The 23,778-nt window shown below is 59.8% G+C and carries 25 protein-coding genes and 2 pseudogenes; 16 read left to right on the top strand and 11 right to left on the bottom strand.

The genetic code is table 11. From position 1 onward, the window contains the following. Positions 1–285: 285 nt before the first annotated feature. Positions 286–1,275, top strand: a complete 990-nt coding sequence (locus IPK32_16395; protein ID MBK8093507.1) for a DUF808 domain-containing protein — start codon at positions 286–288, stop codon at positions 1,273–1,275. 475 nt (positions 1,276–1,750) lie between these two features. Further along, entirely contained in the window at positions 1,751–2,176 is a 426-nt protein-coding gene (locus IPK32_16400; protein MBK8093508.1) for a hypothetical protein, read from the top strand. Between the two features lie 825 nt (positions 2,177–3,001). Here the strand turns inward: IPK32_16400 and IPK32_16405 are convergent. Next, complete coding sequence (locus tag IPK32_16405) at positions 3,002–4,201, bottom strand: YbhB/YbcL family Raf kinase inhibitor-like protein (protein ID MBK8093509.1); 1,200 nt, start codon at positions 4,199–4,201, stop codon at positions 3,002–3,004. Further along, positions 4,198–5,751, bottom strand: a complete 1,554-nt coding sequence (locus tag IPK32_16410; protein ID MBK8093510.1) for a YHYH protein — start codon at positions 5,749–5,751, stop codon at positions 4,198–4,200. The genes IPK32_16405 and IPK32_16410 overlap by 4 nt, the downstream gene beginning before the upstream one ends. A gap of 52 nt (positions 5,752–5,803) precedes the next feature. On the opposite strand from IPK32_16410, the pseudogene IPK32_16415 reads away from it, so the two are divergent. The 6 genes and pseudogenes from IPK32_16415 to IPK32_16440 all read left to right on the top strand — a co-directional run bounded on the left by IPK32_16415 (position 5,804) and on the right by IPK32_16440 (position 9,221). Then, positions 5,804–7,007 (top strand): annotated as a pseudogene (locus IPK32_16415) (exo-alpha-sialidase). Between the two features lie 108 nt (positions 7,008–7,115). After that, a pseudogene (locus tag IPK32_16420) lies at positions 7,116–7,813 on the top strand (response regulator transcription factor). Next, positions 7,810–8,235 carry a hypothetical protein gene (locus IPK32_16425; protein ID MBK8093511.1) on the top strand — a complete coding sequence of 142 codons (426 nt, stop codon included), beginning with the start codon at positions 7,810–7,812 and terminating at the stop codon, positions 8,233–8,235. The pseudogene IPK32_16420 and the gene IPK32_16425 overlap by 4 nt, the downstream one beginning before the upstream one ends. Continuing rightward, positions 8,232–8,528, top strand: a complete 297-nt coding sequence (locus IPK32_16430; protein ID MBK8093512.1) for a hypothetical protein — start codon at positions 8,232–8,234, stop codon at positions 8,526–8,528. Before IPK32_16425 ends, IPK32_16430 begins: the two co-directional genes overlap by 4 nt. Next, positions 8,419–9,003, top strand: coding sequence for a HAMP domain-containing protein (locus IPK32_16435; GenBank protein MBK8093513.1), 585 nt, complete (start codon positions 8,419–8,421; stop codon positions 9,001–9,003). Before IPK32_16430 ends, IPK32_16435 begins: the two co-directional genes overlap by 110 nt. After that, positions 8,937–9,221, top strand: a complete 285-nt coding sequence (locus IPK32_16440) for a hypothetical protein (protein MBK8093514.1) — start codon at positions 8,937–8,939, stop codon at positions 9,219–9,221. Before IPK32_16435 ends, IPK32_16440 begins: the two co-directional genes overlap by 67 nt. 60 nt (positions 9,222–9,281) lie before the next feature. Here IPK32_16440 and IPK32_16445 read toward each other — a convergent pair whose 3' ends face one another. From IPK32_16445 to IPK32_16485, 9 genes are all read right to left on the bottom strand, one after another. Further along, entirely contained in the window at positions 9,282–9,827 is a 546-nt protein-coding gene (locus tag IPK32_16445; GenBank protein MBK8093515.1) for a hypothetical protein, read from the bottom strand. Between the two features lie 27 nt (positions 9,828–9,854). Beyond that, positions 9,855–11,090: a hypothetical protein gene (locus IPK32_16450; protein MBK8093516.1), complete on the bottom strand. Its 1,236-nt coding sequence runs from the start codon at positions 11,088–11,090 to the stop codon at positions 9,855–9,857. Next, positions 11,087–12,502 carry an AAA family ATPase gene (locus IPK32_16455; protein MBK8093517.1) on the bottom strand — a complete coding sequence of 472 codons (1,416 nt, stop codon included), beginning with the start codon at positions 12,500–12,502 and terminating at the stop codon, positions 11,087–11,089. Before IPK32_16455 ends, IPK32_16450 begins: the two co-directional genes overlap by 4 nt. A 200-nt stretch (positions 12,503–12,702) precedes the next feature. Next, complete coding sequence (locus IPK32_16460; GenBank protein MBK8093518.1) at positions 12,703–13,218, bottom strand: hypothetical protein; 516 nt, start codon at positions 13,216–13,218, stop codon at positions 12,703–12,705. After that, positions 13,118–14,656 carry a right-handed parallel beta-helix repeat-containing protein gene (locus IPK32_16465; protein ID MBK8093519.1) on the bottom strand — a complete coding sequence of 513 codons (1,539 nt, stop codon included), beginning with the start codon at positions 14,654–14,656 and terminating at the stop codon, positions 13,118–13,120. Before IPK32_16465 ends, IPK32_16460 begins: the two co-directional genes overlap by 101 nt. After that, positions 14,656–14,880, bottom strand: a complete 225-nt coding sequence (locus IPK32_16470) for a hypothetical protein (protein MBK8093520.1) — start codon at positions 14,878–14,880, stop codon at positions 14,656–14,658. The genes IPK32_16465 and IPK32_16470 overlap by 1 nt, the downstream gene beginning before the upstream one ends. Next, positions 14,877–15,680: a hypothetical protein gene (locus tag IPK32_16475; GenBank protein MBK8093521.1), complete on the bottom strand. Its 804-nt coding sequence runs from the start codon at positions 15,678–15,680 to the stop codon at positions 14,877–14,879. Before IPK32_16475 ends, IPK32_16470 begins: the two co-directional genes overlap by 4 nt. Then, the gene (locus IPK32_16480; GenBank protein MBK8093522.1) at positions 15,677–16,081 is read right to left on the bottom strand and encodes a CPBP family intramembrane metalloprotease; all 405 of its coding nucleotides are present in this window, start codon (positions 16,079–16,081) and stop codon (positions 15,677–15,679) included. The genes IPK32_16475 and IPK32_16480 overlap by 4 nt, the downstream gene beginning before the upstream one ends. After that, complete coding sequence (locus IPK32_16485; protein ID MBK8093523.1) at positions 16,003–16,650, bottom strand: hypothetical protein; 648 nt, start codon at positions 16,648–16,650, stop codon at positions 16,003–16,005. Before IPK32_16485 ends, IPK32_16480 begins: the two co-directional genes overlap by 79 nt. A gap of 62 nt (positions 16,651–16,712) precedes the next feature. Here IPK32_16485 and IPK32_16490 point away from each other — a divergent pair, with 62 nt between their 5' ends. From IPK32_16490 to IPK32_16525, 8 genes are all read left to right on the top strand, one after another. Next, entirely contained in the window at positions 16,713–18,026 is a 1,314-nt protein-coding gene (locus IPK32_16490) for an ABC transporter permease (protein ID MBK8093524.1), read from the top strand. 413 nt (positions 18,027–18,439) lie between these two features. Continuing rightward, positions 18,440–18,793 carry a LysM peptidoglycan-binding domain-containing protein gene (locus IPK32_16495; protein MBK8093525.1) on the top strand — a complete coding sequence of 118 codons (354 nt, stop codon included), beginning with the start codon at positions 18,440–18,442 and terminating at the stop codon, positions 18,791–18,793. Positions 18,794–18,853: 60 nt separating this feature from the next. Further along, complete coding sequence (locus IPK32_16500) at positions 18,854–19,468, top strand: sigma-70 family RNA polymerase sigma factor (GenBank protein MBK8093526.1); 615 nt, start codon at positions 18,854–18,856, stop codon at positions 19,466–19,468. Further along, a complete protein-coding gene (locus tag IPK32_16505) occupies positions 19,452–20,102 on the top strand; it encodes a hypothetical protein (protein ID MBK8093527.1) in 651 nt (216 codons plus the stop codon). Before IPK32_16500 ends, IPK32_16505 begins: the two co-directional genes overlap by 17 nt. A 17-nt stretch (positions 20,103–20,119) precedes the next feature. Next, positions 20,120–20,674: a hypothetical protein gene (locus IPK32_16510; protein ID MBK8093528.1), complete on the top strand. Its 555-nt coding sequence runs from the start codon at positions 20,120–20,122 to the stop codon at positions 20,672–20,674. An 80-nt stretch (positions 20,675–20,754) separates the two neighbouring features. Then, entirely contained in the window at positions 20,755–22,179 is a 1,425-nt protein-coding gene (ccoG, locus tag IPK32_16515) for a cytochrome c oxidase accessory protein CcoG (GenBank protein ID MBK8093529.1), read from the top strand. A 110-nt stretch (positions 22,180–22,289) separates the two neighbouring features. Then, positions 22,290–22,988: a sulfite exporter TauE/SafE family protein gene (locus IPK32_16520; GenBank protein MBK8093530.1), complete on the top strand. Its 699-nt coding sequence runs from the start codon at positions 22,290–22,292 to the stop codon at positions 22,986–22,988. Positions 22,989–22,997: 9 nt separating this feature from the next. Next, entirely contained in the window at positions 22,998–23,735 is a 738-nt protein-coding gene (locus tag IPK32_16525) for a hypothetical protein (protein ID MBK8093531.1), read from the top strand. Positions 23,736–23,778 lie beyond the last annotated feature (43 nt).

The following is a 23,778-nucleotide window of genomic DNA, read 5'->3' on the forward strand; positions in this document are numbered from 1 at the left end:
CAATAGAAACGACGTCAATACGGTCTGAGGCATGATTCGACCGTTTCCGCCTTCGCCTTCGACCTCCCTAGTAGGTGCCGCGAGTAAGTTGCGACGTTTTGCCGCAAAAAGGTGTCTCTAAGTCGGCAAAAACAAGTTTATGGCCCGAGTTGACCTTCCACAGCTCATGCGCACATCCCAGTCCTCCCATCATATGATGTTTATCTCCCTTCGTCTCTTCCGCATTTTCCACCAGTCACGTAGCGCTTCATTTCACTGCGAAATTCCTATGAAAGGAGGTCGGCCATGACCTCTGGTCTCATTGCCCTGCTAGATGATGTCACCGCACTGGCCAAGGTGGCCGCATCTTCCCTGGATGATGCTGGCGCGATGGCCGCGAAAGCTGGTGGAAAAGCTGCGGGCATCGTCATCGACGATGCCGCTGTCACACCACGATACGTCGTGGGCCTGAGTGCCGAGCGCGAATTGCCCATCATCGTGAAAATCGCCAAAGGCTCTCTGAAAAACAAGCTGCTCATCCTCCTGCCTGGAGCCCTGATCCTGAGCCTCGTGGCTCCGTGGATCATCACTCCGCTGCTGATGGCTGGAGGTGCGTTTTTATGCCTAGAGGGCTATCACAAGGTGGTCCAGATCATCCGTCCAGACCATCATACCGAGGTGGATGAAGCAGAATCAGCCGCCCCGACCACTGCGGAGGAGCTGGAGGACGAACGCGTGACCAGCGCCATCCGCACGGACTTCATCCTCTCTGCCGAGATCATGGCTATCACGCTCGCATCTGTCACCAGCTCGCCATTGTGGATGCAGGCGTTTGTTCTCGCCGTGGTGGGTCTGGGCATGACATTGCTGGTCTATGGAGTCGTCGCACTGATCGTGAAAGCGGATGATGCGGGGGTAGCGCTGGCACGCTCTGGCAGTGGGATCGTTCGCAGCATCGGACGCGGAATGGTCGCCGGTATGCCAGTGTTTCTCAAAGTGCTGAGTTTCGTCGGTATGATCGCTATGCTTTGGGTAGGTGGTGGCATCCTCATCCATGGTCTGCATCAGATGGGTGTACACGGGCCTGAGGAGGCGGTGCATCACTCGGCGGAGGCTTTTGCTGGATTGTTGCCAGCTTTGCACGGCTTTCTGGCGTGGCTGGGGCAGGCGGGCATCGCATCCATCCTCGGTGTGATCGTCGGAGCCCTGGTCGATCCATTTGTGAATCATGTGATGCTGCCTCTCATCGCTCGCTGGAGGGGCAAGATAAGATCGTTGCCTCGCCACAGAGCTTGACCAAAGGCACATAAGCTGTCCCCCTCTGCCCATGACTGACACTCCTCCTGCTACCACCTCGTTTTCACCGCTCCTCCTCCGTGGAGGTGTGCTGGCACTCATCGGCGCAGCTTTTGCCTATCTTGTCTCGGAGAAGGCAAAAATGGGTGTCGTACCAGGTTGCATTGTTGGAGGGGCAATTTTCGGAATCGGAATGTTTGCGCTCATCAAGCTCGCGGAGCCCAGCGTGAACTTTGGATTACCTTTGGTTTGAAGATGGTAATCGTGACCGCCTACAAGTTGCTCAACGTGGTGTATCACAAATTGGGCAATCAAAGACCTTCATTTGAGTGATGCCAGGGGCAGGCGGTCTTTGCTGCCTGGGGCACATTCATCATGGTTGCCACGTTGCTATCTGGCTCTCTTGCTGATGCGATTGGAATGCGACGCACTCTGATGATCGGCATGCTGCTTTCCGTCGTGTTCCCGGACCGTGATGTTTGCCAGCACCAACGTATGGGTCGCTCTTGTGTTTGGCATGGTGCCAGCAGCCATCGGCGAGGCATTTTGCACGCCAGTGCTCGTGGCGGCCACGCGTAAATTCACCACGCCGGAACAGCGCTCCGTGGCGTTCTCGATCTTCTACGCGATCATGAACGCTGGTTTCCTCGTTGCTTATTTCTTTCGCGATTCCGTCTTCTCCGCTCTGCCGCCCGATCAAGCTGGAATGGTGAGTTTTACTGGAGTGCCATTTAGCCAAGAACGGGTGCTCATCTTCGTGAGTATTGCAGTGGAGTTGCTCATGTTGCCTCTGTTGTGGCTGATGCGAGCCGACCATGATATGACCGCTGCAACTAAAAGCAGTGGCCAAGACGGTGGGTTCTGGCGAAATTTGGCACCACCATCCGAACACAGCGAGTGAAACCGGTAAACAACTCATGGGATTGGTGCGGCACCCTGGCTTCGCGCGGCTATTGACTTTCCTAGCCATGATCGGCCTTCTCAAGATCGTTTTTGGAACGATGGACAGCGTGCTTCCCACTTTCCCGGAACGCGAACTGGAGTGGAAGGCGGTGATCGAGCAGGGCGCTTCAATGCGGTCAACAGTGTGCTCATTCTAGTCCTAGCACCTCTGATCGGTATTCTCACGCGGAAGCATTCAGCCTATTCGATGGTTATTTTCGGCGGATTTGTCACGGCGGTCTCATTTATATTCATGGCGCTCCCGGGCAGTTTTTTCAAGGGCTAGCCGATGGTGCCTTGGGGACGCGGTGGGGCATGGTTACCTGGATTTTCAGGGGCAAATTCATCCGCTTACATCGTGATGATTGTTCTCTGGCAGGTGGTTTTCTCAATCGGGGAGGCACTCTATTCGCCGCGTGTCTATGAGTATGCCGCCTCCATAGCGCCCAAAGGCCAAGAGGCCTCATTCGCATCATTGTCCTGCATTCCGCTGCTGATGAGCAAGATGGCCACGGGTGCACTTTTGCGGAATCATGGCTGACTGCCTGGATACAGGCCCTGCGAACGGCCCACGACATGGATGATCGTCGGTGGAGCATTGTCGGCTGGCTCCGCTGCTGCTTTTTCTCCGCCCCTCCTTCCATTAATGAAGAAGGGAAGGCTAGCTGAGTCGGGGCTGCGCCCCCATGTTGTCGCTCGCTTTAGTGTGGGGCAATGACCCGTGAAAGGCTCTACCAGCACTACTGGAATGCATCAGAGGACCATCACTTCACTGGCACGCCGCTCACATCGAGATCGGGCTTCGTGTTCCATCTTGGCGTCCAGCCGGGTTTTTCGACCTTGGTGCGGAAGATGACGGTGTTGTCGAGGGCGATGTCGTCGCTCCAGATGAACTTGGCACCTTCGAAGTCGTTCTCGAAGTAGGGCTGTTTGGGATCGACTTCTTCGACGGTGTATTCCTTGGCGTTTTTCCAGGTGCTGTCGTCGAAGTCCACGGTCCACCAATTGGCAGGAAGAGGCTCTTGGATGACTTTTGGGTTCGCGGTGTCGGCGTTGATGGGGCCGTGGAAGAAGTTTTGGCCTTCCAGGTGGCGTTGGTGACGGTGCCGTCGGCGAATTGATGCACAGGCCGGCGTCGCCGATGCTGGTGCCGTATTCCATGCCGGTCTTCGGATCGGCGTTGTCCTTCGCAAGCACGGCGATGGTCATGGGATACTCGGGCAGGAAATCGACGCTGACGACATTGTGCGGCGTGAACTGAATGCTGTCCACGGCGACGAGGCGGCCGTTGACGTAGAGCATGAACCAATTGTCGGCATAGACGTTGAGTTTGATCGTGTCGGCGATGCTGGGCTTCACGAGGCCGGGAGGGCCACCTTTGCCTTTTCCTTTGCCGCCCCCTTTTTGGGTTCCTGGCCCGCATTGGCTCTCGGCGGGGACGGAATGACCCTGCGCCTGATCCACTGCTGTGAACGACACGCAGAGATGAACTCGCGAGCACCTTGTCCTTCATCGCGGCGATGAGCTCTTCACGACCGGGAGTGTTATTCACCTTCAGCGGGCCAGAGAGGGCGTACATCGTGATCACGTAGGTCTTTGCGCCAGGCCCCTTGGAGTGCGGGGGTTCGTAGCCCGCGTCACCTTTGAAGCCAGTGCCTAGCTTGCCAATGCGTTGCGAGTCCTTTGGCAGGCTTGCGACTTCGCTGGGGATGTCATAGATGGTCCAATACCACTTCTTGTCTCCATCAGGCGTCACATGATCCATGATCAAGGCGAAGCTCTGTGTGCCAGAGGGTGCCCCGATCCACTCGAGAGGTGGGCTGATGCCGACTCCGTCTCCAGTGAACTCAATGGGCAGATTTTTGAGGTCTTCCACCACGGGGCTATTGAGCATGAACTTGCCATCGCTGCTGCGAGGCTGATCCGGCAGTGCCACGAACGTTTCCTGCTTGCCTCCACGACCTCCACCTTCACCGCGCTTCATCTCTTCGCGTGCTGGAGGTTCATTGTCACGGGGTCGAGGGGCGTCACCGGCAGGTGCGTTGCCAGCGAGTTCATCGAGTTCCGGGGTGTCGAGTTTGCCATCGCGATTGTGATCGAAGGTGTTGAACTGCTCTTTGGCCTTCGCCATCGCATCGGGACGCCATCGCCATTCACATCGAGGATGCCTTCCACCTCGGCCTGCGGACGCGGCGGGCGACCGCCTTCTTCACCGGGACGGGGCGGCGGTTCATCACCGCGACGCATCTCGCCTTCGCGACCACCTTTGCCCTGTCCCTTGCCTTTTCCTTTGCCCTTCATGCCTTCAGCACCGCCGCCGGGCGGACGATCACCACCACCGCCACCTTGGCGACGTGCGGTGTAAACTTCATCCGCCGTGCCTTCGCGACCATTGTCGAAGTGAAAGGGATAGGTGCCATCGGCCTTGATCGAGTAGCTGACGCTGCGTTTGTCGCCATTCACCTCGTAGCTGAGCTTGTAGCTGTCCTTGCCGGTGCTTTCGAAGGCGGTGATCTTGGCACCGCGAAGCGCCGTGAGGGCCTCACGCACACCTTGCGCACGTGGTTGCGGATCCACTTGCTCGCCCGCCTCCACGACCTCGCCGTGGAAGCCACCGAAGACATACGGATACTTGTTCGAAGCATGATAATGATAGCCGCCGGGCGATTCGTGGCCGTGGCACTCGTCGAGGTTCGCCACGGGCGAGCCATCCGGCTCCGTGAGGCCATAGATCGGATAGCCATCGAGCGCATAAGCCACCGGCATGCCTTTGCCCACCTGCGCCTGCAAATGCAGCGGCGCGATGTGGTAGTGATAATCATCCGCGCGTCCGCAATGACCGCCCCACTCGTCGAGCTCGCCGATTTCATAGCTGATCTCACCGCGATTGTTCTGCGGGTTGAAGATCGGGATGCCATTCACCGCCAAAGCGATCGCGCCGCGCAGGAAGCGACCTTTGATCATGGCGGGTTCCTTGGCTGGCACCGGCTTCAGCGGAATGCGCCAGGCATTGTCATCGAAATACGGCTGCGGCAGCGGCACCTGCTGCTGCCACGCGGTGATGCCGACCATCATGTTGTGATCCGGCATGCCATTCGAGCCCACATAGAGAAACTCACCATCCGCACGCAGATCGAGCTTCGTGAAGGGCAGAAAGGCCTTCGCGGTCTGCGGGGCATTCGCCGCGTTCGCGACTGCCGCGGCGGCGAGTTGGACGACCGAGGCCGTGGAGGCGAGAAGAGGAGCGCGGAGACTCTTCTCCGCTTCATTCCTCTTCGCGGCTTCGCCGCCATTTTCAGAAGATGCGGGCAGGAGTGCCCGCGCTCCCTTCTGCATCCACTCCTCGAGAATATGCGCCCGCAGCGCCTCGCGGTCGGTGGTGGCCAGATCATGCGCGGCGAGGCTTGTCGCGAATAGAAGAAGGGCAGAGAGCGTTTTCATAGCACCGCCTACTAACTCTCGACGCGTCAAAACGGCTTCAGCGATTCTCGGGAGATTTGTCAGGATTGCGTCAAGGCAGCCGCAGGCAGGCATTCGCGCCCACTTCTGCAAAGCGCTGCCCGTGCGACGCGTCTTAATCAAACGCATGCACCTCACCCGCCGCCATTTTCTCCAAACGACCAGCCTCGCGCTCGCCTCGGCTCACACGCACGTTTTGGCCGCGGAGGACCCGCTCATCGAGTCCATCGAGAAAGTCGTGCTGAAGACCCCCGCGCTGCCCAAAGGCACCTGGTTCCATCCGCGAGCCTGCATGGTCGGCAAGAAGGCCTTCATGACCACGCAGCCCATCGTGGGCTCCGATCACTTCGGGCATGTGCACTGGACCACCTCCGATGACCTCGGCCAAACCTGGAGCGAGTTCATGCCCGCGCCGCCGCTGGGTTGGGAAAAGCTGCCCGATGGCTTGAATGAGGCCGTTTGCGACATCACGCCCGAGTTTCATCCGCAGACCGGCAGCGTGCTCGCGCTCGGTCACAATGTCTTCTACAAGGACAAAGGCTTTGATCGCAACCAGCCGCCGCGCTGGCCGATCTACGCCGTGTGGAAAGACGGCACGTGGGGGCCGCGTCGCAAGCTCGTGTGGGACGACCCGCGTGCCACCGAGATCTACTCAAACAACTGCGGCCAGCGCCACATGCTGCCGGATGGCGATGTGCTCATGAGCTTCACCTTCGGCGTCAAAGGCCAGACGCGCTCCGTGTGCGGCGTGCGCTGCTCCTTTGATGGCGACCAGCTCCTCATCAAACAAACCGGCAACGCGCTTACGAACAGCGTCGGCCGCGGACTGCTCGAGCCTTCGCTCACGCGGTTCGGAGGCCGTTTTTACCTCACCATCCGCGCCGAGGATCGCAAAGGCTACGTCGCCGTGAGCGATGACGGCCTGCACTACGAGCCGCAGCAGCCATGGAGCTGGGACGACGGCACGCCGCTCATGACGAACAGCACGCAGCAGCACTGGCTCACGCATTCCGACGGCCTCTTCCTCGTCTATACGCGACGCGATCCCACCAACGAAAAGGTCATCCGCTGGCGTGCCCCGCTCTGGGTGGCGCAGGTGGACCCGGAAAACGCTCCGCCTCATCCGCGCCACCGAGCGCGTCGTGCTCCCGCTCATCGGCGATGGCGTGAACGCCGCCGACCTCGTCGCCTTCAACGGCAACTTCGGCGTCTGCAATGCCAGCCCCGCCGAATCCTGGATCACCGACGGCTCCTGGTGCCCCAAAACCAACACCGGCGAACTCAACCTCGCCCGCGTGAAGTGGCGGAAGGCGAATGCGTTGGTGGCATAGCCAAGGCAGCACAACGCCGTTCAGATTCGTGCTTCTCAAGCTGTGCATAAATTTGTCGGGATTGTGTAAAGAGCCGTGCAGACAGGAAGGTCTGCATCACACTCCGCCATGCGCCTCCTCATCATCGACGACGACACCGAGCTCTGCCAGCTCGTGGCCGATTACCTAACGCCGATGGGCTTCCAGGTCGAAATGGAGCACGATGGCGAGCGTGGAGCTGACCGCGCCACCTCCGAGGGCTGGGCGGCCATCATCCTCGATGTCATGATGCCCGGCTGCGATGGCTTTGAAGTCCTCCGCCGCATCCGTGCGAAGTCCAAAGTGCCCGTCATGATGCTCACCGGCCGCGGCGAGGAGGTGGACCGCATCGTCGGCCTCGAACTCGGTGCAGACGACTACCTGCCGAAGACTTTTTCCTCCCGCGAGCTCCTCGCCCGCCTCCGCGCCCTGCTGCGCCGCACCGGCTGGATCGCGGAGACTGCTCCTCAGGCTCCTATCAAAGAAATCGTCATCGGCGAACTGCGCATCAATCCCGAAACGCATGATGTCGTCCTCGGCGACCAGCCCGTGCAGCTCACGCCGGCTGAGTTCGGCCTTCTTTTGTCACTCGCGAAGGCCCACGGTCGTGTCAAAACACGCGAGCAGCTCATCGAAGAGGTCGCCGACCGCGAGTGGGATGTCTTTGACCGCGCCATCGACATGCACATCTCCACGCTACGCAAAAACTCGGCGATGACCCCAAGGAGCCGCGCTACATCAAAACCGTGCGCGGCTACGGCTATCAACTCGTCACTCCCGCCCGATGAGCCGCGTGCGCCTACCGCTTTACGGCAAGATCCTCTCGTGGTTCGCCCTGAACCTCGCGGTGCTGGCGCTGCTCTTCTTTTTCTTCCTCAAGGCGCAGTTTCGCCTCGGTCTCGACTGGATGCTCTCCGGCGAGCCCGGTGATCGCATCGCCGCCATCGGCGAGACCATCACCTTTGAGTTCTCCCGCCTCGCCGAGAGCGAATGGCCCGCTCATTTGAGCGACTACGATCAAAAACACGGCGTCACCTTCGGCCTTTTGACGGACGCGGCGAGCAGCTCCATGGCAAACCGCTCACGCCACCGCCCGAGGTCATGCCGCGACTCATCGACCGCCGTCCACTCGGAGAAAAACTCGCCCGCCGCGCACCCGGCCCTGTCTCGAAACGTCCTGCCGATGCACCGCCGAAGCCGCGCTTCATGATGCGTGCTGGCGATCCCGCTCGCTACTGGGCTGGTGTGCATCTCGACCTCGTCGCGCAGGATGGTCGCTCACTCACGCTCGTCATGGTCTCTGACAGCATCAGCGGCGGCGGCCTCTTTTTCGATCTGCGCCCGTGGCTCTGGCTCGCTGCTGCCGCACTCCTCATCTCCGCACTCCATGTGGATGCCCTTCGTGCGCGGCATCACCGGCTTCATCGGCACGCTCAACCACGCCGCAGGCCGCATCGCGCATGGCAAATTCGACGAGCGCATCGAAAAACAACGCAGCGATGAACTCGGCGAGCTCTCCACCTCCGTGAACACCATGGCCGCGCAGCTCGGCGACTACATGCGCGAGCAAAAACGCATCACCGCCGATGTCGCACACGAGCTATGCAGCCCCATCGCCCGCATGCAGATGGCGCTCGGCGTGGTGGAGCAGCGCAGCACGCCCGATCAATCCACCTACCTGCAAAACTCGACCGCGAACTCCAGCACATGGCCAAACTCGTCGAAGAGGTCCTCGCCTTCTCCAAAGCGGAAACCATCCCCGGCCGCGGAACGCCCGAAGACCTCGATTTGCGCGAATTGCTCCAAAACATCCTCGCCCGCGAAGCGCCCGAAAACGGCATCAAACTCGAGATCGGCGACTTCAAGCTCCACAGCCTCCGAAACGCCCTGGATCGCGGCATCGGCAACGTCGTGCGCAACGCCATCCGCTACGCCAAAAACATCGAAATCACCGCCAATGCTGAAAACGGCCACGTGACACTCCAAATCGCAGATCGTGGCCCCGGAGTGCCCGAAGAGGCCATTGCACGCCTCTTTGAGCCCTTTTTCCGCCCTGAGGCGGCCCGTGGCCGCAACACAGGTGGCAGCGGCCTCGGCCTCGCGATCACGAAGCGCTGCATCGAAGCCTGCGGTGGCACCGTGACGGCACGGAATCGCGAGGGCGGCGGGCTGGTGGTGGACATCACTCTGCCATGAGATGAGCGGCTGGCAAAAAAGCCGTCGATCCGTTACTTCGCGGCTGGAACTTGTGAGGGATCATACTTCGCCCCCCTTGGACACCTGGATCAGCGTCATGCGCACCTTCGTGGGAAAGAACTTCTCGGGATCAGGGCGCTTGTGGACGTGGAGATTTTTGTCGTCTTTGAGGACGAGATGCATCTCCTTGATGCCCTGGCTCCAGATGATGTCGTTGTTCTGCCAGAACTTCGTCATATCGAGATCCTTTTCGATCACGCCCGTCTTGGAATACGCCCCCGTGCCGATGCAGCCGTAGCCGTGGTTTTGGCCTTTGTAAGGGATGTAGCACACGCTCCACGACGTGGGCTGATCCCCCGCCGGTTTTTCGAGCACCTCCAGCCGCAGATGCGCCGTGCCGTTGCGGTAATCCACCGGTGTCGTCCAGTCCTTCGGACGCTGCGGATTGAGTCGGTCGTCTTTGAGGTAGTAGTGCGACTGACTGGGCTTCGAATTAAGCGCATCTTCCTGCGTGAAGGTGAACGTCACATCAAAAAGCACAAACTGCTCTGCACGAGCCGTGGTGAGAAACGCGAGCGTGAGGAGGGAGATGAGGCGGAGGATCATGGTGGTGGGTTGTGTTGGAGATGAATCTCAGGCTAGATCGCTGCGAGTGACTCGAATGCTTTGAAGACGCAATTCCTGTGCATCGAAGGTTTGCAGCGTCTCACAGTTCTCCTCACCCGTCGTAGGGTGCAGGATCATGAGCCTACTGGGTTTGCCCGTGTGGATTCGTTGTGCGAGTTGGCCGTAGCAGATGAGCTGGCGCAGATCTTCGATGCGCGGCCAGTTTTGGACATCGGGGAGCTTGTACTTTGCATCGCCGACCCAGATCTCGTTTTCATCCAGCCAGAAGAAGTCCGCGTCCTGCGCGATACGTTTGTCCGGGGCCACAAGCAGCGTGCCAAGACGTTTTTGCGGCTCGATGCGCTGCTTGTAGGTCTTTTCGAGCCAACACAGGCAGTAGTCCTCAAAGAGGCGATTCATGTCGATGAGGAAAACGAAACTGCCGCTGCTCCCAGCGTGCATTTCACGGCCCTGACCGGTCAAAACAGCGAGCGCTAGATCATGGCACGGCCTCCAGCGGACATTCAGCCGTGACCAACGGATGCCTGTGGCTGATGCGACTGCCTGAACGGGCTGCACGGATTCGACTTCATCAAACATGGCGAGTGCATCACGCAAGTCCGCGGCGGCACCGGGCAGGCGCACACGCTCCAAGAGCACCTCAGCAGCGCAGCGCAGCAGGTGGGCGAGCGGCGTGTCCGGCGTGAACTCATCCCATGCGCATGCGATCACATCCGGGCGGCCAAAATGAACCGTGGACTGCCTTGCAAAGTCAATCCGGCCCCGCACCAGCGGCAGATCATCTCGCATGCTGATGTATTCCTGTGCCAGCCCCATACCGAGCTGGTGACGCAGTCGCCGCGCAAAGAGCCAGGCCAGGAGATCGCAGATGGAATCGGGAGACTCCTCCACCTCGGCCTCGCCAGCGTCGATGAGACCTTCGTGGCCGGACTCCTCCAGCAGCCAGAGCAGGTTTTTCATCACTGTGGCGGCGCTTTGATTCGTCACCTGCCCATCTTTCACGAGTTCGGCGTCGAGTTTGGGATAAATCTCCACACAAACACCGCCCGCCTCGATCACGCCCACATGCTGCTGCGCTCTCAAAATGTTCCCGTCCAGCCCTTCAAAACTCAATGGCGGCTGCTTCAAACCATGCGCCTCCTGCCAGGCCGTAGCCGAAGCCAGCACCGCTTGGCGTGTGTCGTGGCTCCAGCTCACATTCACACGTTGATGCTCGCAGAGGCGGAAAGGTTCAGAAATCACGTTTCAGCGAGGTTGGCGTTCAAAACGGCCCAGCAGTCCATACCCGGCTCCTCATCGGTGAACCAGCGCCAGCGGTTCCGCTGGTATTTAGACTCCACTTTGGCCTTCAGGGGCCGTAGGAAGCCTTTTTCACTGTTTGGGGCCTCTTCTCCGAGCACGAAGCGTGCACCGTCGATGTCATTGAAGAAATACTCCTGTAGCAGCGGCACCACTTTCCGTCGAAACACACGGTTGAAGCCTTCTGCATCCTTCACACCCATGAAGAACGCATGACCGATGCGGTGATCGCGATCCTTCCGCAGTTCGATCCGCTCATTGAGCCGGTTCAGCACGCTTTTCATCTCGTCAGTCAGCCCCTCGCAAACACTGAAGTTCGGAGCCAGCTCCTCAAACTCAAAACGCCGCCGCAGCGCCACATCCAGCAGGGCCAACGATTTGTCCGCCGTGTTCATCGTGCCAAGGATGTAAAGGTTCGGTGGCACCGCGAAAAGCTCACGCGAGGAAGGCAGAGTCACTCGTAACGCATTCTCCGCGCCCTCACGCTTGTCCTCCTCAATGAGCGTGATCAGCTCCCCAAAGATGCGGCTGATGTTCCCTCGATTGATCTCGTCGATGATCAGGACGTAGGGCGGATAGTTTTTGTCAGCGCGAAGCTGCCAGCCGGAACGTGGACCCTCTTCAAGATAGGAGGACACGACGGATGCCTTGTCTGCAATTCCTTCCGTGGAAGTCCCTTCAGGTGCTTGCTGGGATTTCTTGGCTTGAGGAGCAATTTTAGAAGCGAGGTAGTTGTAAATCGCGGCAACCACTCCGAAATGAGCGCCTTTGCTGAGTGCTTCAGAAACTTCCATGGATGAAATTCGCTCCATTGGAAAATAGGCCTGCCAAATCTTGGCTGCATTTGCCCTTCCGCAGGTAAGTTCCTTCTGGGTCGATTTGTTGATAGCCTTGATGTTTCCAAGCTCCGTTGCGGAAAGTTGCCATATCACTCCCTTGAGACCATCAATCTCAAGACCATCCGTCTCGTTTACAACTTCGATGAGAATTCTCCAACATGTATCAAAGAGGCTTCCATCCGCAGACCCTTGTGGGCGCTCCAAACATGCAGCGAGGGTTTCGATCGCCATTTCTTTGAAAACGCCATCCCTCACCTCAAATCGTGCTTCTCTGTCCTCGCTCATCACCGGACGAATTCCCTCTATAAAGTCCTCGTAACTGAATGACTGGTGAAAGGTGGCCAGACGGATGCGCCCTGAATCACAGGCTTTGTCATAGGCGGCCTTGGCATGGTCATCGTCTGGAATCTCTCGGCCTTCTATAATTTCAGCGGCACGGCGAATGGCTTCATAAGTTTTGCCAGTGCCAGGCGGACCGTAGAGGATTTGGTTCAGGGGTGGTTTCGTCCATATCATGGCTGGCGTTGTTTTGGTTTCATCATCGTCATCTCCATCGTCGCTAGGCTTCGTTTTGCGCAAAGGACTCTCCGGCCAACTGTAGAGAAGGTGGCCAATCTCCCGGAGGCTGCGCCCGTTGAGCTCTGGAATAGCACGGAGGATTTCAACAAGCTGGCGGTTGGCAAAGGCGGTGAATCTTTTGCCATGAATGCGTTTGCTCACTCCGCCGAACATTCTGATCCACTGCTTGAGGTGGTAGAAGGAGTAAATATTGATGACTTCATCCGGGAAATATAGTGCAGCCATTTCGTGCGCAGAGCTGAGGTATAGCGAGCAACCGGGAGTGCGTCGATCTCATCCCAACGTCCAGTTTTGCCGAGTTCGATGCAGCTGAGAAAGTCCGCCCGTAGTGCCTGCCAAGCTGCTTGCGGGTCAGGCATGTCCGGTATTGCGCTGCGCCACATCTGGCTTTTGCGATTATAATACACGCCGAGCTTGCCCGCGCTGCCACCACTCATGCTGCCGAGACCATCTGAACCAAACTCAAGCAGATAGCAGAGCGTGGATTTGTCATTTTTGCCGACGGCGAAGCGCTCCAGCGGCAGTGTGGCAAACTCGTCGAGCGGGAAGCGCTCAATGATTTCTGCACGGGTTTGATCCGCCGCCGCAAGTGTGGGCAGAATCGTGGCACGATCCACAGTGGCGACGAAATCGAGAAAGGCTTTGACGAGCATAAGGCAGGTCTATCCGGCTAGGAATGCGGAACAACCGGGTTCTTTTCACCGCCGCCCGTGATTGAAATCGACGGGCTTCTTCACGGTTTTTGCGCCGAGATTGCCCTCGATGGTTCCACGCGTGCAGGTGGGATCGACGACGATGGTGGCGGGCTTGTTTTGGAAGGTGTTGCCGGTGAAGACGAGGTCGTGGCCGTTGGGGGGCGAAGGTGACGGCTTCTTCGGGGCAATGGGGGCCGAGGTGGAAAATGTTATCTTTGACGATGATGGGGCCGTAGGTGGCTCCGGGCTCGTAGAGGGTGAAGTAGAGCTCGGGGAAGTGGCCTGGCTGCGCGGTCTGGAAGGCGATGCGACCGAGGCGTGGGTCGGGGTCGTTTTTGGTGGTGTTGTTGACGAAGATGTTGCCGGTCATGATGAAGTTCACGGGCTGGTTGATCCAGGCACCGCGACCGCCGCCACGGAAGGTGTTTCCGGTCATGGTGACATCGGTGCAGCTTTTCTCGACGCTGATGACGCGGCTGCCATTGGTGCCATCCACGAGATTGCCGGTGATGGAGGCGTTTTGGCAATACTCGGCCAAAAAGAACGCTCCCATGCGGCTGCCGAGGATGTGGTTGCTGGCGAAAACGATGTTTTTGCAGCGCTGGATGTGCATGGTGTCGCCGATGGCGCTGAGCTGGCAGCCCGTGACACGCACATCGCGTGCGCCGACGATGTCGAAGGCGCCTTTGCCGGGTCCGCTGCCAGTGGGGGCATAAGCGGCGAGGTAGGTGGCCTGGAGGTTAAAGGCCAAAGTGCCGCTACCGTCGCTTGTGAAGCGAATCGGTGCTCCGCCGGGTTTTTCGGCGATTTTGATGTGGGTGGGTGTGGACTCGACGACGAAGTATTGGAGGCCGCGAAGGATGTTTTTCGGCAAATCATTGCCCATGAAGGTTAGCGCCTCTTTCGGCTCATCGGTGGCGCTGATGGCGAGCGGGCGAGTGGTGTTGTCGAACTTCACGAGGTCGCCGCTGAAGGCTACTTCGCGCATGAGATCGGTGCGGAAGTATTTTTTGGCCCGCTCGACTTCCCAGGGCTGGTAGGACTCGGGAAACGTGATGATCTGCCAGAGGTAGCCGTAGTCCCACATGAACTTGCCGCTGCGCAGCAGGGTGCAGCTATCGAGAGTGACACGCTCGGCGTAGTGCTCGACTTCGCTCTCGCTTTTCGTGCCGTATTTGCCATGCACGCCGATGACGGCGGCGGCCATGCCGTCGGCCTTCACATCGCGAAACAAAATGTCGTGCGTGCCGCCTTCGACGGTGGTGGTGATCTCGATGCCTTTCGTGTTGGCGTTCGGTTCCCAGGTGTTGTCCTTCTTCGCGGGGTCAAAGACATGCCCGATGAACTCGCCGCCATGCCATGCGAAGTGCGCGATGTTTTCACCAGCAAAGAGCACTACGCGAGCTTTGTCCGGCAGCGACTCCGGCAGGGAGGAAGCGTGCGCCGTGGGCCATGATGGTGGTGTTTGATCGCAGGGGGGATCGGCTGCGTGCCATCGAGATGGTAATCGCCCGCAGGGATGGTCACGACGCCACTTTTTTCGAGTAGCGCGGCGAGTTTTGCCGAGTCATCGGCGAGTGCGAGGGTGGTGAGGAGAGCGAGGCACAAAAAGAGCTTCATGGCGCGATCATAACGGCTTTGGCTGGCCAAATTCCACGCTCAAAGAACGTGCGGCATGTCCATGAGAGCGGAGGGCGGCATTTTGCCCCTGATTCATCCGCGTGAGCGCGGACGCGTGACGAAAAAGAGCGCGATGCCAAGCAGCGCGACGACTGCGGTGCCTGCGGTGAGCACGGTGAGGACGAAGTCACGGGTGTCTTTGTCACGGATGAAGCCGAGCTTGTGGAAGTTCGTGAAGATGGTGGCTTCGAGCTGGCGCTGGCGATCGGTGTGGCGTGTGACGCTGCCGGTGGTGGTGCTGACATAGACGCGGGTGTCGAGAGCGTCGCCGGTATCAAAGCGATACACGGGCAGGATGCGGAAGATGTTGAGGTACTCGGTGTTGAAGGCGGTGAGGTAGTCGGTTTTTTCACCTCGGAGCCTGCGAGGAAGCCGCGTGCGATCTCCGCCGCGTAGGCTTCATCTTGGGCGGCATCGACACGGCCATCTACGGCGCTGACGTAGTGCGGTGTCTTCGACTCTGGGGTGTAGATTTGATACCAGGGCTGGCCACCGATGCCGCGCAGATTCACGGCTTGCACGGTGGGCGCGGGGTTGCTGAGCTTGGCAGTGGCTTCTGCGACGCTGATGCGGATGGCGTTCACGTCCATGCCACCGCCGGAGGGCTTCGCCTGCGGTGGCGGGGCCTGCGTGCGTGTCATGACGTTATGAATCACCCCACTGCCAGCGGCCATGAGGACGGAGATACTGAAGAAGAGGCCGAGCCAGCGGTGGAGCTTGCGGATGGTGCGGGGATTCATGTGAGAGTGATCGAGTGAGGCGGCTTCTTTTGGAGCCGCGACACGATGAAGCCAGTGAAAAGTACCGTCGCGAATGGTGCGAGGCCGATTTTGAGGTTCGCGCCGATCCGGGGCAGGCTCTGGCCGCTGGTGATGAGCGCAGTGGGCAGGGTGAGGGCCATGCAATACTTCAAACCAAAGACCCAACCCGCATGCAGGCCGATGGGCAGCCACAGACGGCCACTGCGCAGCCGAGCAAAGGCCAAAACAGCCCCCACAGCGGTCAGCGTGAGGAATTCTGCCACGAAAAAGCGCCAGTCGCCAAAGCCGCTGAAGAGCTGACTTAGCACGGCGAATCCGCTATGCCAGCGCACAGCCTCATCCGCGAGCTGCCAGCTCTCTGGTGGGCGCAAAAAGTGCACAATGGCGAAAATGAAGGATACACCAGCAAAAAGCCTGCCGCGTGCTCATGCTGCGAAGCAGGATGCCGAGCAGTGCGCCGCGAAAAAAACAGCTCTTCGATGATTCCTGCGCCCAATGCGGCCGTGAGATGCGGCGCGAGCCGTAGCCAAGCCGCGTCCGCTTTGAGCTGATACACGCCACTTTGGATAAAAAGCAGCCCCAGGCCAAAAAGTAGCCCCGCCGCTAGTGCGAAGCCGGTGAGCGCTTCTTTGATCCCAGTGCCCACAGGCACCACCGGAGGCCACACACGCCGATCCAGCCGGATGAGCCGCATGAGCGGCCACAGTAGCCCCAGCGCGAGCACCAGCACGGCCCGGTTGAAGTAGCGAGTGAAGCTAGCGCGGCGGATCTCATCCAGCAGCCACTGCGTGATGCCTAGATCACGCAGCGAGGAGCCGCTGAGCCATGCCTGAGCCCATTTCCCCAAATCAAAGAGCAGCGGCGCGAGGAGTGCCCCGCCGATAAGTACGGCGGCGAGGTAGCCGAGCAGGGGCGGCAGGGCAGAACGAGATGGACCGGGAGGTTGCATGCGCGGGGTGACTATCGCATGCTAGCCTCGCATCAATCTATGAAAAAAAACCAAGCGCACGAATGGCACGAATCCATCCCCGAAGGAGGCAAGCGCTATGTGCGTGCCTCTTGGGACTTCCGAAACTGGATCTGGCACTACCTGATCGAGCCCGAGAACTGACGGAGGTGATGCCGCGTGGCGCGGCCGCCGGTCGTGAAGTGGCTGCGCAGGTGGAAAAAGGTGCCCGCGTGCTGGTGGCTGTGCGCGGTGGTCAGGCGGAGGACAGCGCCTTTGCCAGTGCAGCGGAGGCGGAGCTGAGAAATCGCGGCGCGAGCGTGCTCGCCGTCGTGCAGGGCGAGCCGCGTGATGCCCGTGCCGCGCTGCGGCGCATCGCCGAGGCTGGCGGCGGGCTGGACTACATCGCCGGCACGGATGTGACTGCGGGGTGGCTGGTCTTTAGCGATCTGGGCGCGGATTTCCCGTCGATGAAGGACGCACGCGTGCTCCAGCCACGCAGCACACGCTGGCCGGTGTTTTTGACTGCGGAGAATTTGCTCAATGTCGCCAGCCAGATCGCGGTGATCGCCATTTTGGCCATCGGCATGACGATGGTGATCGTGGCAGGCGGGATCGACCTGAGCGTGGGCAGTCTCATCGCCCTGAGCGCGGTGGTGACGACACTGGTGATCCGTGATGCCTACGGCGGCACCAGCGCGGGCACCGTGGGCATGCTGGCGGCAGGCGCATGCGGGGTGGCGGTATGCGGCGCATGCGGTTGGTTGAATGGAGTGCTCATCACGCGGCTACGGCTACCAGCCTTCATCGTCACGCTGGCGCTGATGCTGGTGTGCAGTGGCCTGTCGTTCCGCCTGGCGGAGAATCAGAGCGTGTATCAGGTGCCAGAGAGCTTCATCTGGCTGGGACGCGGCGCGGATCTGGCTGGTGTGCCGAATGCAGTGCTACTGATGCTGCTGCTCTACGCGGTAGCGCATGTGCTGATGACGCAGACAGCCCTGGGGCGGCATCTTTATGCCGTGGGCGGCAATGCGGAGGCGGCCATGATCTCCGGCGTGCCGGTGCAGCGAGTGACGGTGCTGGCGTACACGCTTTGTGGCCTGCTCGCAGGTCTGGGCGGCGTGGTCATGGCCTCGCAGCTCAAGAGCGGCAGCGGCACCTTTGGCACGAAGTATGAGCTCTACGCCATCGCCGCCGCCGTCGTCGGCGGGACGAGTCTCAGTGGTGGGCGTGGCACCATGCTGGGCACGCTGCTGGGTGCCTTCGTCATCGCCGTGATCCAGAACGGCATGAATCTGACCAATGTAGAGAGCAATACGCAAAACATCGTGCTCGGAGCTGTGATCCTGCTGGCCGTGGTGGCAGAGCGGCGGCGGTAAGCCGCCTAATCCCGCATTTTCACACTCCGGGATGGAAGCGCATCCTTCTGATTTTGTGACCCTCTGAGCCAAGTGCTCAGTTTTCAGTGCTCAGTTGCATTTTTGCCTCATAAAACTCCCCACTGAGCACTGAGGACTGGGCACTTTCCGAGTCATTGCGCGAAAAATGCGGGCTAATTTCTCTCCGTTTTAAAACATTCCCTAGCCTTGACCATCCCCACCGCTGACCGCATCATGGCGACCTCTGTATGACGAAAACGCCCTTTCTTTTCGCCCTCGCCGCATCCCTCTGCCTAGCCGCCTGCAAATCGACCAACGATCCCGCAGCGAATGTGAGCGACCCCTACGCCTCGAACTTCAACGACGGCCATTACAACCCCTACCCTGGCTCCAGCGGCCCGGCGGATGTGACCATGCCGAATTACGAGACACCGCCACCACCCGCCTCCGCACCAGAGCCACCCGCGAATCCGTATTCCTTTGATGCGCCGAAGAAAACCGTCGCCTCCACCTCCTACAGCACGCCCAAGCGCAGCACCACGAGCAGCAGCAGCTCAAAACCCAAGTCCAAACCGAAAACCACCGCCTCCAAATCGAAGTCCAAGGCCAAACCCAAATCCAGCAGCGGCTCCAAAGTCACTGTGGGCAAGGGAGACACCCTCTACGGCATCGCTTTGAAGAAAAAGACCAGCGTGGCCAAGATCAAGGCCGCCAACGGCCTCACGAGCGATCTCATCCGCCCCGGACAGACTCTGAAAATTCCCTGATTTTTCACTCGAATAAAGAGCCCGGCCCCCGCGTCAGAAACCCGCCAATACCACTGAAACATGTCCGCAGCCGCTGCCGCGACCGAGCCCGTCGAACCCACCGACGTGGATCTGGTCAAACGTAGCCAAGCGGGCGACACACGCGCGTTTGACCTGCTGGTCACACGCTACCGCGGGCGCATCTACGCCATGACCTACCACCTCGTACAGAATGAAACTGAAGCATGGGACCTCTCCCAAGAGGCCTTCATCAAGGCATGGCGTGCCTTGCCGAACTTCAAGCTGGACGCGGCCTTCTACACCTGGATCTACCGCATCGCCCACAACGTCACCTACGACTGGCTGCGCAAAAAGAAGATCGAAAGCGCAGGCGAATTCGATGACGAGCACACCGAGCACCGCGCCATGCCCGGCGCACGCACTGCACCGCAGGGATTCGATGCACCCGACCGCGCCATGAAGCGTGAGGAGCTAGGCCGCCGCATCCAGGATGCCATCAGCCGCCTCTCCCCAGATCACCGCCAAGTCGTCGTCCTGCGTGAGGTGGAGGGGCTCTCCTACGAAGAGATCGCGCAGATGGTGCCCTGCTCACTGGGCACCGTGATGTCCCGCCTTTTTTACGCACGCAAGAAACTCCAGGAAATGCTCAAAGACACTTATGAAAACCCCGTCTGACGAAAACCACGACCTCATTCGCTGGCTAGACGGCGAAATGAGTCCCAACGAGAACGCCGCTTTCGAAGCCGCGCTCCAAAACGATCCGCAGCTCGCTGCGGAGGCAGAATCCATGCGCCGCCTCAGCGCCACGCTGAAGGCGCATCTGCCCGCCGAGCTGCCCATGCCTCATGCGGACTTTTTCAATTCCCAGATCCAAGTCCGCATCGCCCAAATGGAAATCGACGAGCAGCGGGAGCAAAACCGCCGCGCAGAGAGCCGTAGCGCTGCCGGCGGCTGGCTTAGCTGGCTACGCATGCCCTGGTTCGCCACCGCAGCGGCAGCGGCGCTAGTCGTGGCCGGCTTTGCCTGGATGCAAATGGGCTCCCGAGGCGGCACCACAGCCATTCTGAGCTCCTACACGCCGAATCCGACCATCAGCGCCGAGGTCTTCCACTCCGAAGAAGCCCGCGCCACCGTCATCATGCTCGGAGGCCTAGAGCCCATGCCCGCCGACCACAAGATCACTGGCTTCAAAGTCCACCACGCGGAATCCGACGCCGAAGTGGCCACCACCACGTTTTTTGACGAAAAAGGCAGCGTACTGCTCGTCATGGCCACCGATGCCAAAGGCCAACCCCAGGTGCTCAAATAACGAAAACACGATTCCGCATGCCGAACGAAGCCACCGCACTCAATGCCGCAAAAAACTGTCGCCGCCCCCAGCGGCGCTCGGCGTGCCGCGTGCTGCTTTCGGCAGGTTTGATGCTGTTTTCATCCTTCGGAGCCGCGCAGCAGCCAGCACCGCTCCCGGCCAAAAAACCGGCCACCGACGGCAAAGTCTGGGGAGCGCTCATTTTCGCTGTGAATGATGCCTCCAAGCTCACCGGCAGCGCCGAAAAAGCCCCCGAAGGCCAAAAAGACCTCACCAAGCGCCTCGCCAAAGTCTTCCCCTACCAGCACTACGAGATCCTGGGGCAGCACCTGCAGGATGTGCTCCGCGAATATGAATCCTGGGTGGTGCCCACGCGTGATTTGTTCCTCAAAATCGACTCCAAAGGCCCAGCGGCTGATGGCGGCATGAATCTGCACCTCCAAGTCTGGCGCGAGCAGCAAGTGCTGGTCAAAACGGATGCCGTCCTGCACCCACAGAGCCCCCTCTTCATCGGTGGCCCGAAATGGCGTGATGGGCAGCTCATCTTTGTGCTGGAATCGCAGAAAAAGTAAGCTCCGCCGCAAAAATCACTCACCCATCCGCAAAGAGGGGAAAGCTCTAGGGGCATTCTGCGCCATGTTAGCACTGCTCAATGAAGCCCAACACACCCACGCTCGAGTCTCTCTCCAGCATCCACGCAGACGGATCAAAGAAGTCCCTGCATCCAGCGGATGTTCGCGGCCCTTTCACACGCTGGCGTAGGCTGGCCGCGCTGGTGATGCTCTTGGTTTACGTCGCGCTGCCGTGGATTCCCATCAATGGCTACCCGGCCGTGTTTCTCGATGTGATGGAGCGGCGGTTTCACTTTTTCGGCATCACCTTTGCTACGCAGGATCTGTGGATCGGCTTCTTTGTCGTCACGGGGCTGGCTTTCTCGCTTTTTTACCTCACGGCGCTCTTTGGGCGGCTCTGGTGCGGATGGACCTGCCCTTACACGGTGTTCTTGGAAAACGTGTACCGCCGCATCGAGCGGCTGATCGACGGAGATGCGACTGCACGGCGTGCGCTGGATGCAGCACCGTGGACCCGCGCAAAAATCACCAAACGTGTGCTCAAGCACGGCATCTACCTCGCCGTCTCTGCACTCATCGCGCATGTGGCACTGAGCTACTTCGTCTCTCTGCATGGGCTGTATGAAATGATGAGTGGGCCACCGCAGGAGCATCTAGTGGCCTTTGGAGTGGTGCTGTTCCTGACAGGTGCGCTGTATTTTAGCTTCAGTTGGTTCCGGGAGCAGTTCTGCGTGATTTTATGCCCTTATGGCAGGCTCCAGTCCGCGCTCACGGACGATCACAGCGTGGTCATCGGCTACGATAAGCAGCGTGGGGAGCCACGCGGCAAAGGGGAAAGCGCTGGCTCCTGTGTGGACTGCCGCCGCTGCGTGCAAGTGTGCCCCACCGGCATCGACATCCGCAATGGGCTCCAGCTCGAGTGCATCGGCTGTGCCGCGTGTGTGGATGCCTGCGATGAGATCATGACCAAGCTGCACCGGCCCACGGGATTGGTGCGCTACGACTCACACACCGGCCTGCATGGCGGGAAAACACGCCTCATCCGCCCGCGCACGCTGTTTTATACCTTCATGTTGTTGGCAGGAGTCGCGGCCTTCATCGTGGCCTCACGCTCACTTTCCCCGATGGGTGCCAGCCTCGTGCGCATGCAGGGGGCCTCTTACTTCGTGCAGGATGGCGTGGTGAGGAACCAGTTCACCATCCGCGTCATCAACAAGCGCAACCGTGAAGGTAGCTTCCGCATCACGCTGGATGGCCAGTTGCCCACAGACACGCAGGTCAGCGGCAATGAGCAGGTCATCACACTCCAGCCCATGCAGGAAAACCAGCGCACGCTCATCATCTCCGTGCCGGTGAAGTCCTTCCGCGATGGCATCCTCTTCAAAGCCCGCATCACTGATACGGAAACGAACGACTTCGTGCTCACACGCGGGATCGAGCTGCTCGGACCCGATCCACGCCTCCAAAACAATGCTCCCCTCAATCCCAAAGATTATCTCCAATAAGCCCTGGCTGCTCGTGGCGCTGCTCTTCGGCCTGTTTCTGACGGGCTGGACTTTTTTCTTCATCATCGCTTTCCAAAATGCGCCGCAGCGAGTGCCGCTGGCGGTGCCACCTGCCCATGCAAGTCATTGATACCAGCGCAGCGGCCTTCATGGCCGGACTCGTCACCAGCCTGCACTGCGTCGGCATGTGTGGGCCGCTTTCCTGCTCCTGGGCACTGTCTGGTAGCGGTGGCAGCTTCATGCGCAGCACGGCGGCGTATCACGCAGCGCGGCTCACCTCGTATGCACTCATCGGTGCCCTAGCAGGCAGCCTGGGGGCCATGCCACTGGGCTTTTTTCATCGCGGCGCTGGCCTGGTGCTGCCGTGGATGATCGTGCTGGTCTTTATCGCCATCGGTATCGGCGTGGATCGCTGGATGCCAAAGCCCGCGCTGCTGGCCAAACCACTGCGGAAGGTGCAACTCGCCGCCTACAAGCTCCCTGGCATGTCCCGCGCTGCGTTGCTCGGCCTAGCCACACCACTACTGCCCTGTGGGCCACTTTACATGATGTTCGGCCTCGCTTTGGCCAATGGCAGTGCCGCACGTGGGGCAGAATTCGCCGCCGCTTTTGGCCTGGGCACGCTGCCCCTGCTCGCTCTCGCCCAGACGCAGCTCCACCGGCTCACTGCGAAATGGCCACCCGGCACCATGCAGCGTGTGCAGCGCGGCCTCGCACTCGCTGCTGCCATCATCCTCGCCTGGCGGCTACGCGGCACACTGGACTTCGGCAGTGAGGAAATCCCCAGTTGCTGCCACGCGGCGATGTGAGGCTCCCAGATTGACAAATCGGCTCCCGAAGCCGAACCTCGGTGGCATGAGCATTTCCCACCTCACACCCCATCCGAAGGTCGTCGCGACACGTCGGGCTTTGGCGAAGCGGCCGAAGCCCTCGCTTCAGCAGGTGCTGGCACAGGCGGAAGCCTCGCGGAAGTTCAGGTTCAGCGCCTCATCAAATGGGCAAAATCAGCCAAGTGCCTGATCGCAGAGTCTGAGTTTGAAGCCTTGCCCTTGGTCAGCGATGAAACAGGCGAGCACGAGGTGCGTTTTCGCGACTCTGACCACCGCGTGTTGAAGCGCACCTGGACAGGAACCTTTGGCATGGTGCCCTGCTGGCAGGACGGCTGCTGGAAGCCCGCCTCCGCCACACCGCTCGACTACCTGCGACGCTTTGCCATGCACAATCACATCTTTGATGACGATGTGATCTTGGAAGGCGTCATCGTCTCGGACAAAGTGAGTCAGTTGCCCGGCATCGTGCCTGGTGGTGCATCCATCGTCATCTCCCAGCGCTGGTTGATCGCTGATGATCCAGAGCGCCCACATCCGACCGAGCAGGAAATCGCCACTCTCATGAACGAACTGGGTTTTGAGCACATTCCGGGATCGTTTTTCGGCTGGTTCAATGAGGTGAAGGCGCTGCTCGTATTGGATGCCAAGCCGGACAACTTTGTGAAGACTGCGGACGGCATTTTGCCCTTTGATCTCCTCATGCTGAGCCTGCGTGATGAAGGCTGACGCGGCAATTCCCGCCTCCTCTATGCCAAGGAGCGCAGAGCAT

This window comes from Verrucomicrobiaceae bacterium, assembly GCA_016713035.1.
In the GTDB taxonomy this organism is placed as follows: domain Bacteria; phylum Verrucomicrobiota; class Verrucomicrobiia; order Verrucomicrobiales; family Verrucomicrobiaceae; genus Prosthecobacter.

Coding starts and splice junctions, on each gene's coding strand:
- IPK32_16475 (MBK8093521.1), bottom strand. CDS start 15,680: ATGAATCCCCGCACCATCCGCAAGCTCCACCGCTGGCTCGGCCTCTTC.
- IPK32_16410 (MBK8093510.1), bottom strand. CDS start 5,751: ATGCCTGCCTGCGGCTGCCTTGACGCAATCCTGACAAATCTCCCGAGA.
- IPK32_16400 (MBK8093508.1), top strand. CDS start 1,751: ATGTTTGCCAGCACCAACGTATGGGTCGCTCTTGTGTTTGGCATGGTG.
- IPK32_16460 (MBK8093518.1), bottom strand. CDS start 13,218: ATGCTCGTCAAAGCCTTTCTCGATTTCGTCGCCACTGTGGATCGTGCC.
- IPK32_16495 (MBK8093525.1), top strand. CDS start 18,440: ATGCCGAATTACGAGACACCGCCACCACCCGCCTCCGCACCAGAGCCA.
- IPK32_16445 (MBK8093515.1), bottom strand. CDS start 9,827: ATGATCCTCCGCCTCATCTCCCTCCTCACGCTCGCGTTTCTCACCACG.
- IPK32_16430 (MBK8093512.1), top strand. CDS start 8,232: ATGATGCGTGCTGGCGATCCCGCTCGCTACTGGGCTGGTGTGCATCTC.
- IPK32_16510 (MBK8093528.1), top strand. CDS start 20,120: ATGCCGAACGAAGCCACCGCACTCAATGCCGCAAAAAACTGTCGCCGC.
- IPK32_16500 (MBK8093526.1), top strand. CDS start 18,854: ATGTCCGCAGCCGCTGCCGCGACCGAGCCCGTCGAACCCACCGACGTG.
- IPK32_16395 (MBK8093507.1), top strand. CDS start 286: ATGACCTCTGGTCTCATTGCCCTGCTAGATGATGTCACCGCACTGGCC.
- IPK32_16455 (MBK8093517.1), bottom strand. CDS start 12,502: ATGATATGGACGAAACCACCCCTGAACCAAATCCTCTACGGTCCGCCT.
- IPK32_16505 (MBK8093527.1), top strand. CDS start 19,452: ATGAAAACCCCGTCTGACGAAAACCACGACCTCATTCGCTGGCTAGAC.
- IPK32_16435 (MBK8093513.1), top strand. CDS start 8,419: ATGCCCTTCGTGCGCGGCATCACCGGCTTCATCGGCACGCTCAACCAC.
- IPK32_16485 (MBK8093523.1), bottom strand. CDS start 16,650: ATGCAACCTCCCGGTCCATCTCGTTCTGCCCTGCCGCCCCTGCTCGGC.
- IPK32_16470 (MBK8093520.1), bottom strand. CDS start 14,880: ATGAAGCTCTTTTTGTGCCTCGCTCTCCTCACCACCCTCGCACTCGCC.
- IPK32_16405 (MBK8093509.1), bottom strand. CDS start 4,201: ATGAAGCGCGGTGAAGGTGGAGGTCGTGGAGGCAAGCAGGAAACGTTC.
- IPK32_16490 (MBK8093524.1), top strand. CDS start 16,713: ATGGCACGAATCCATCCCCGAAGGAGGCAAGCGCTATGTGCGTGCCTC.
- IPK32_16425 (MBK8093511.1), top strand. CDS start 7,810: ATGAGCCGCGTGCGCCTACCGCTTTACGGCAAGATCCTCTCGTGGTTC.
- ccoG (MBK8093529.1), top strand. CDS start 20,755: ATGAAGCCCAACACACCCACGCTCGAGTCTCTCTCCAGCATCCACGCA.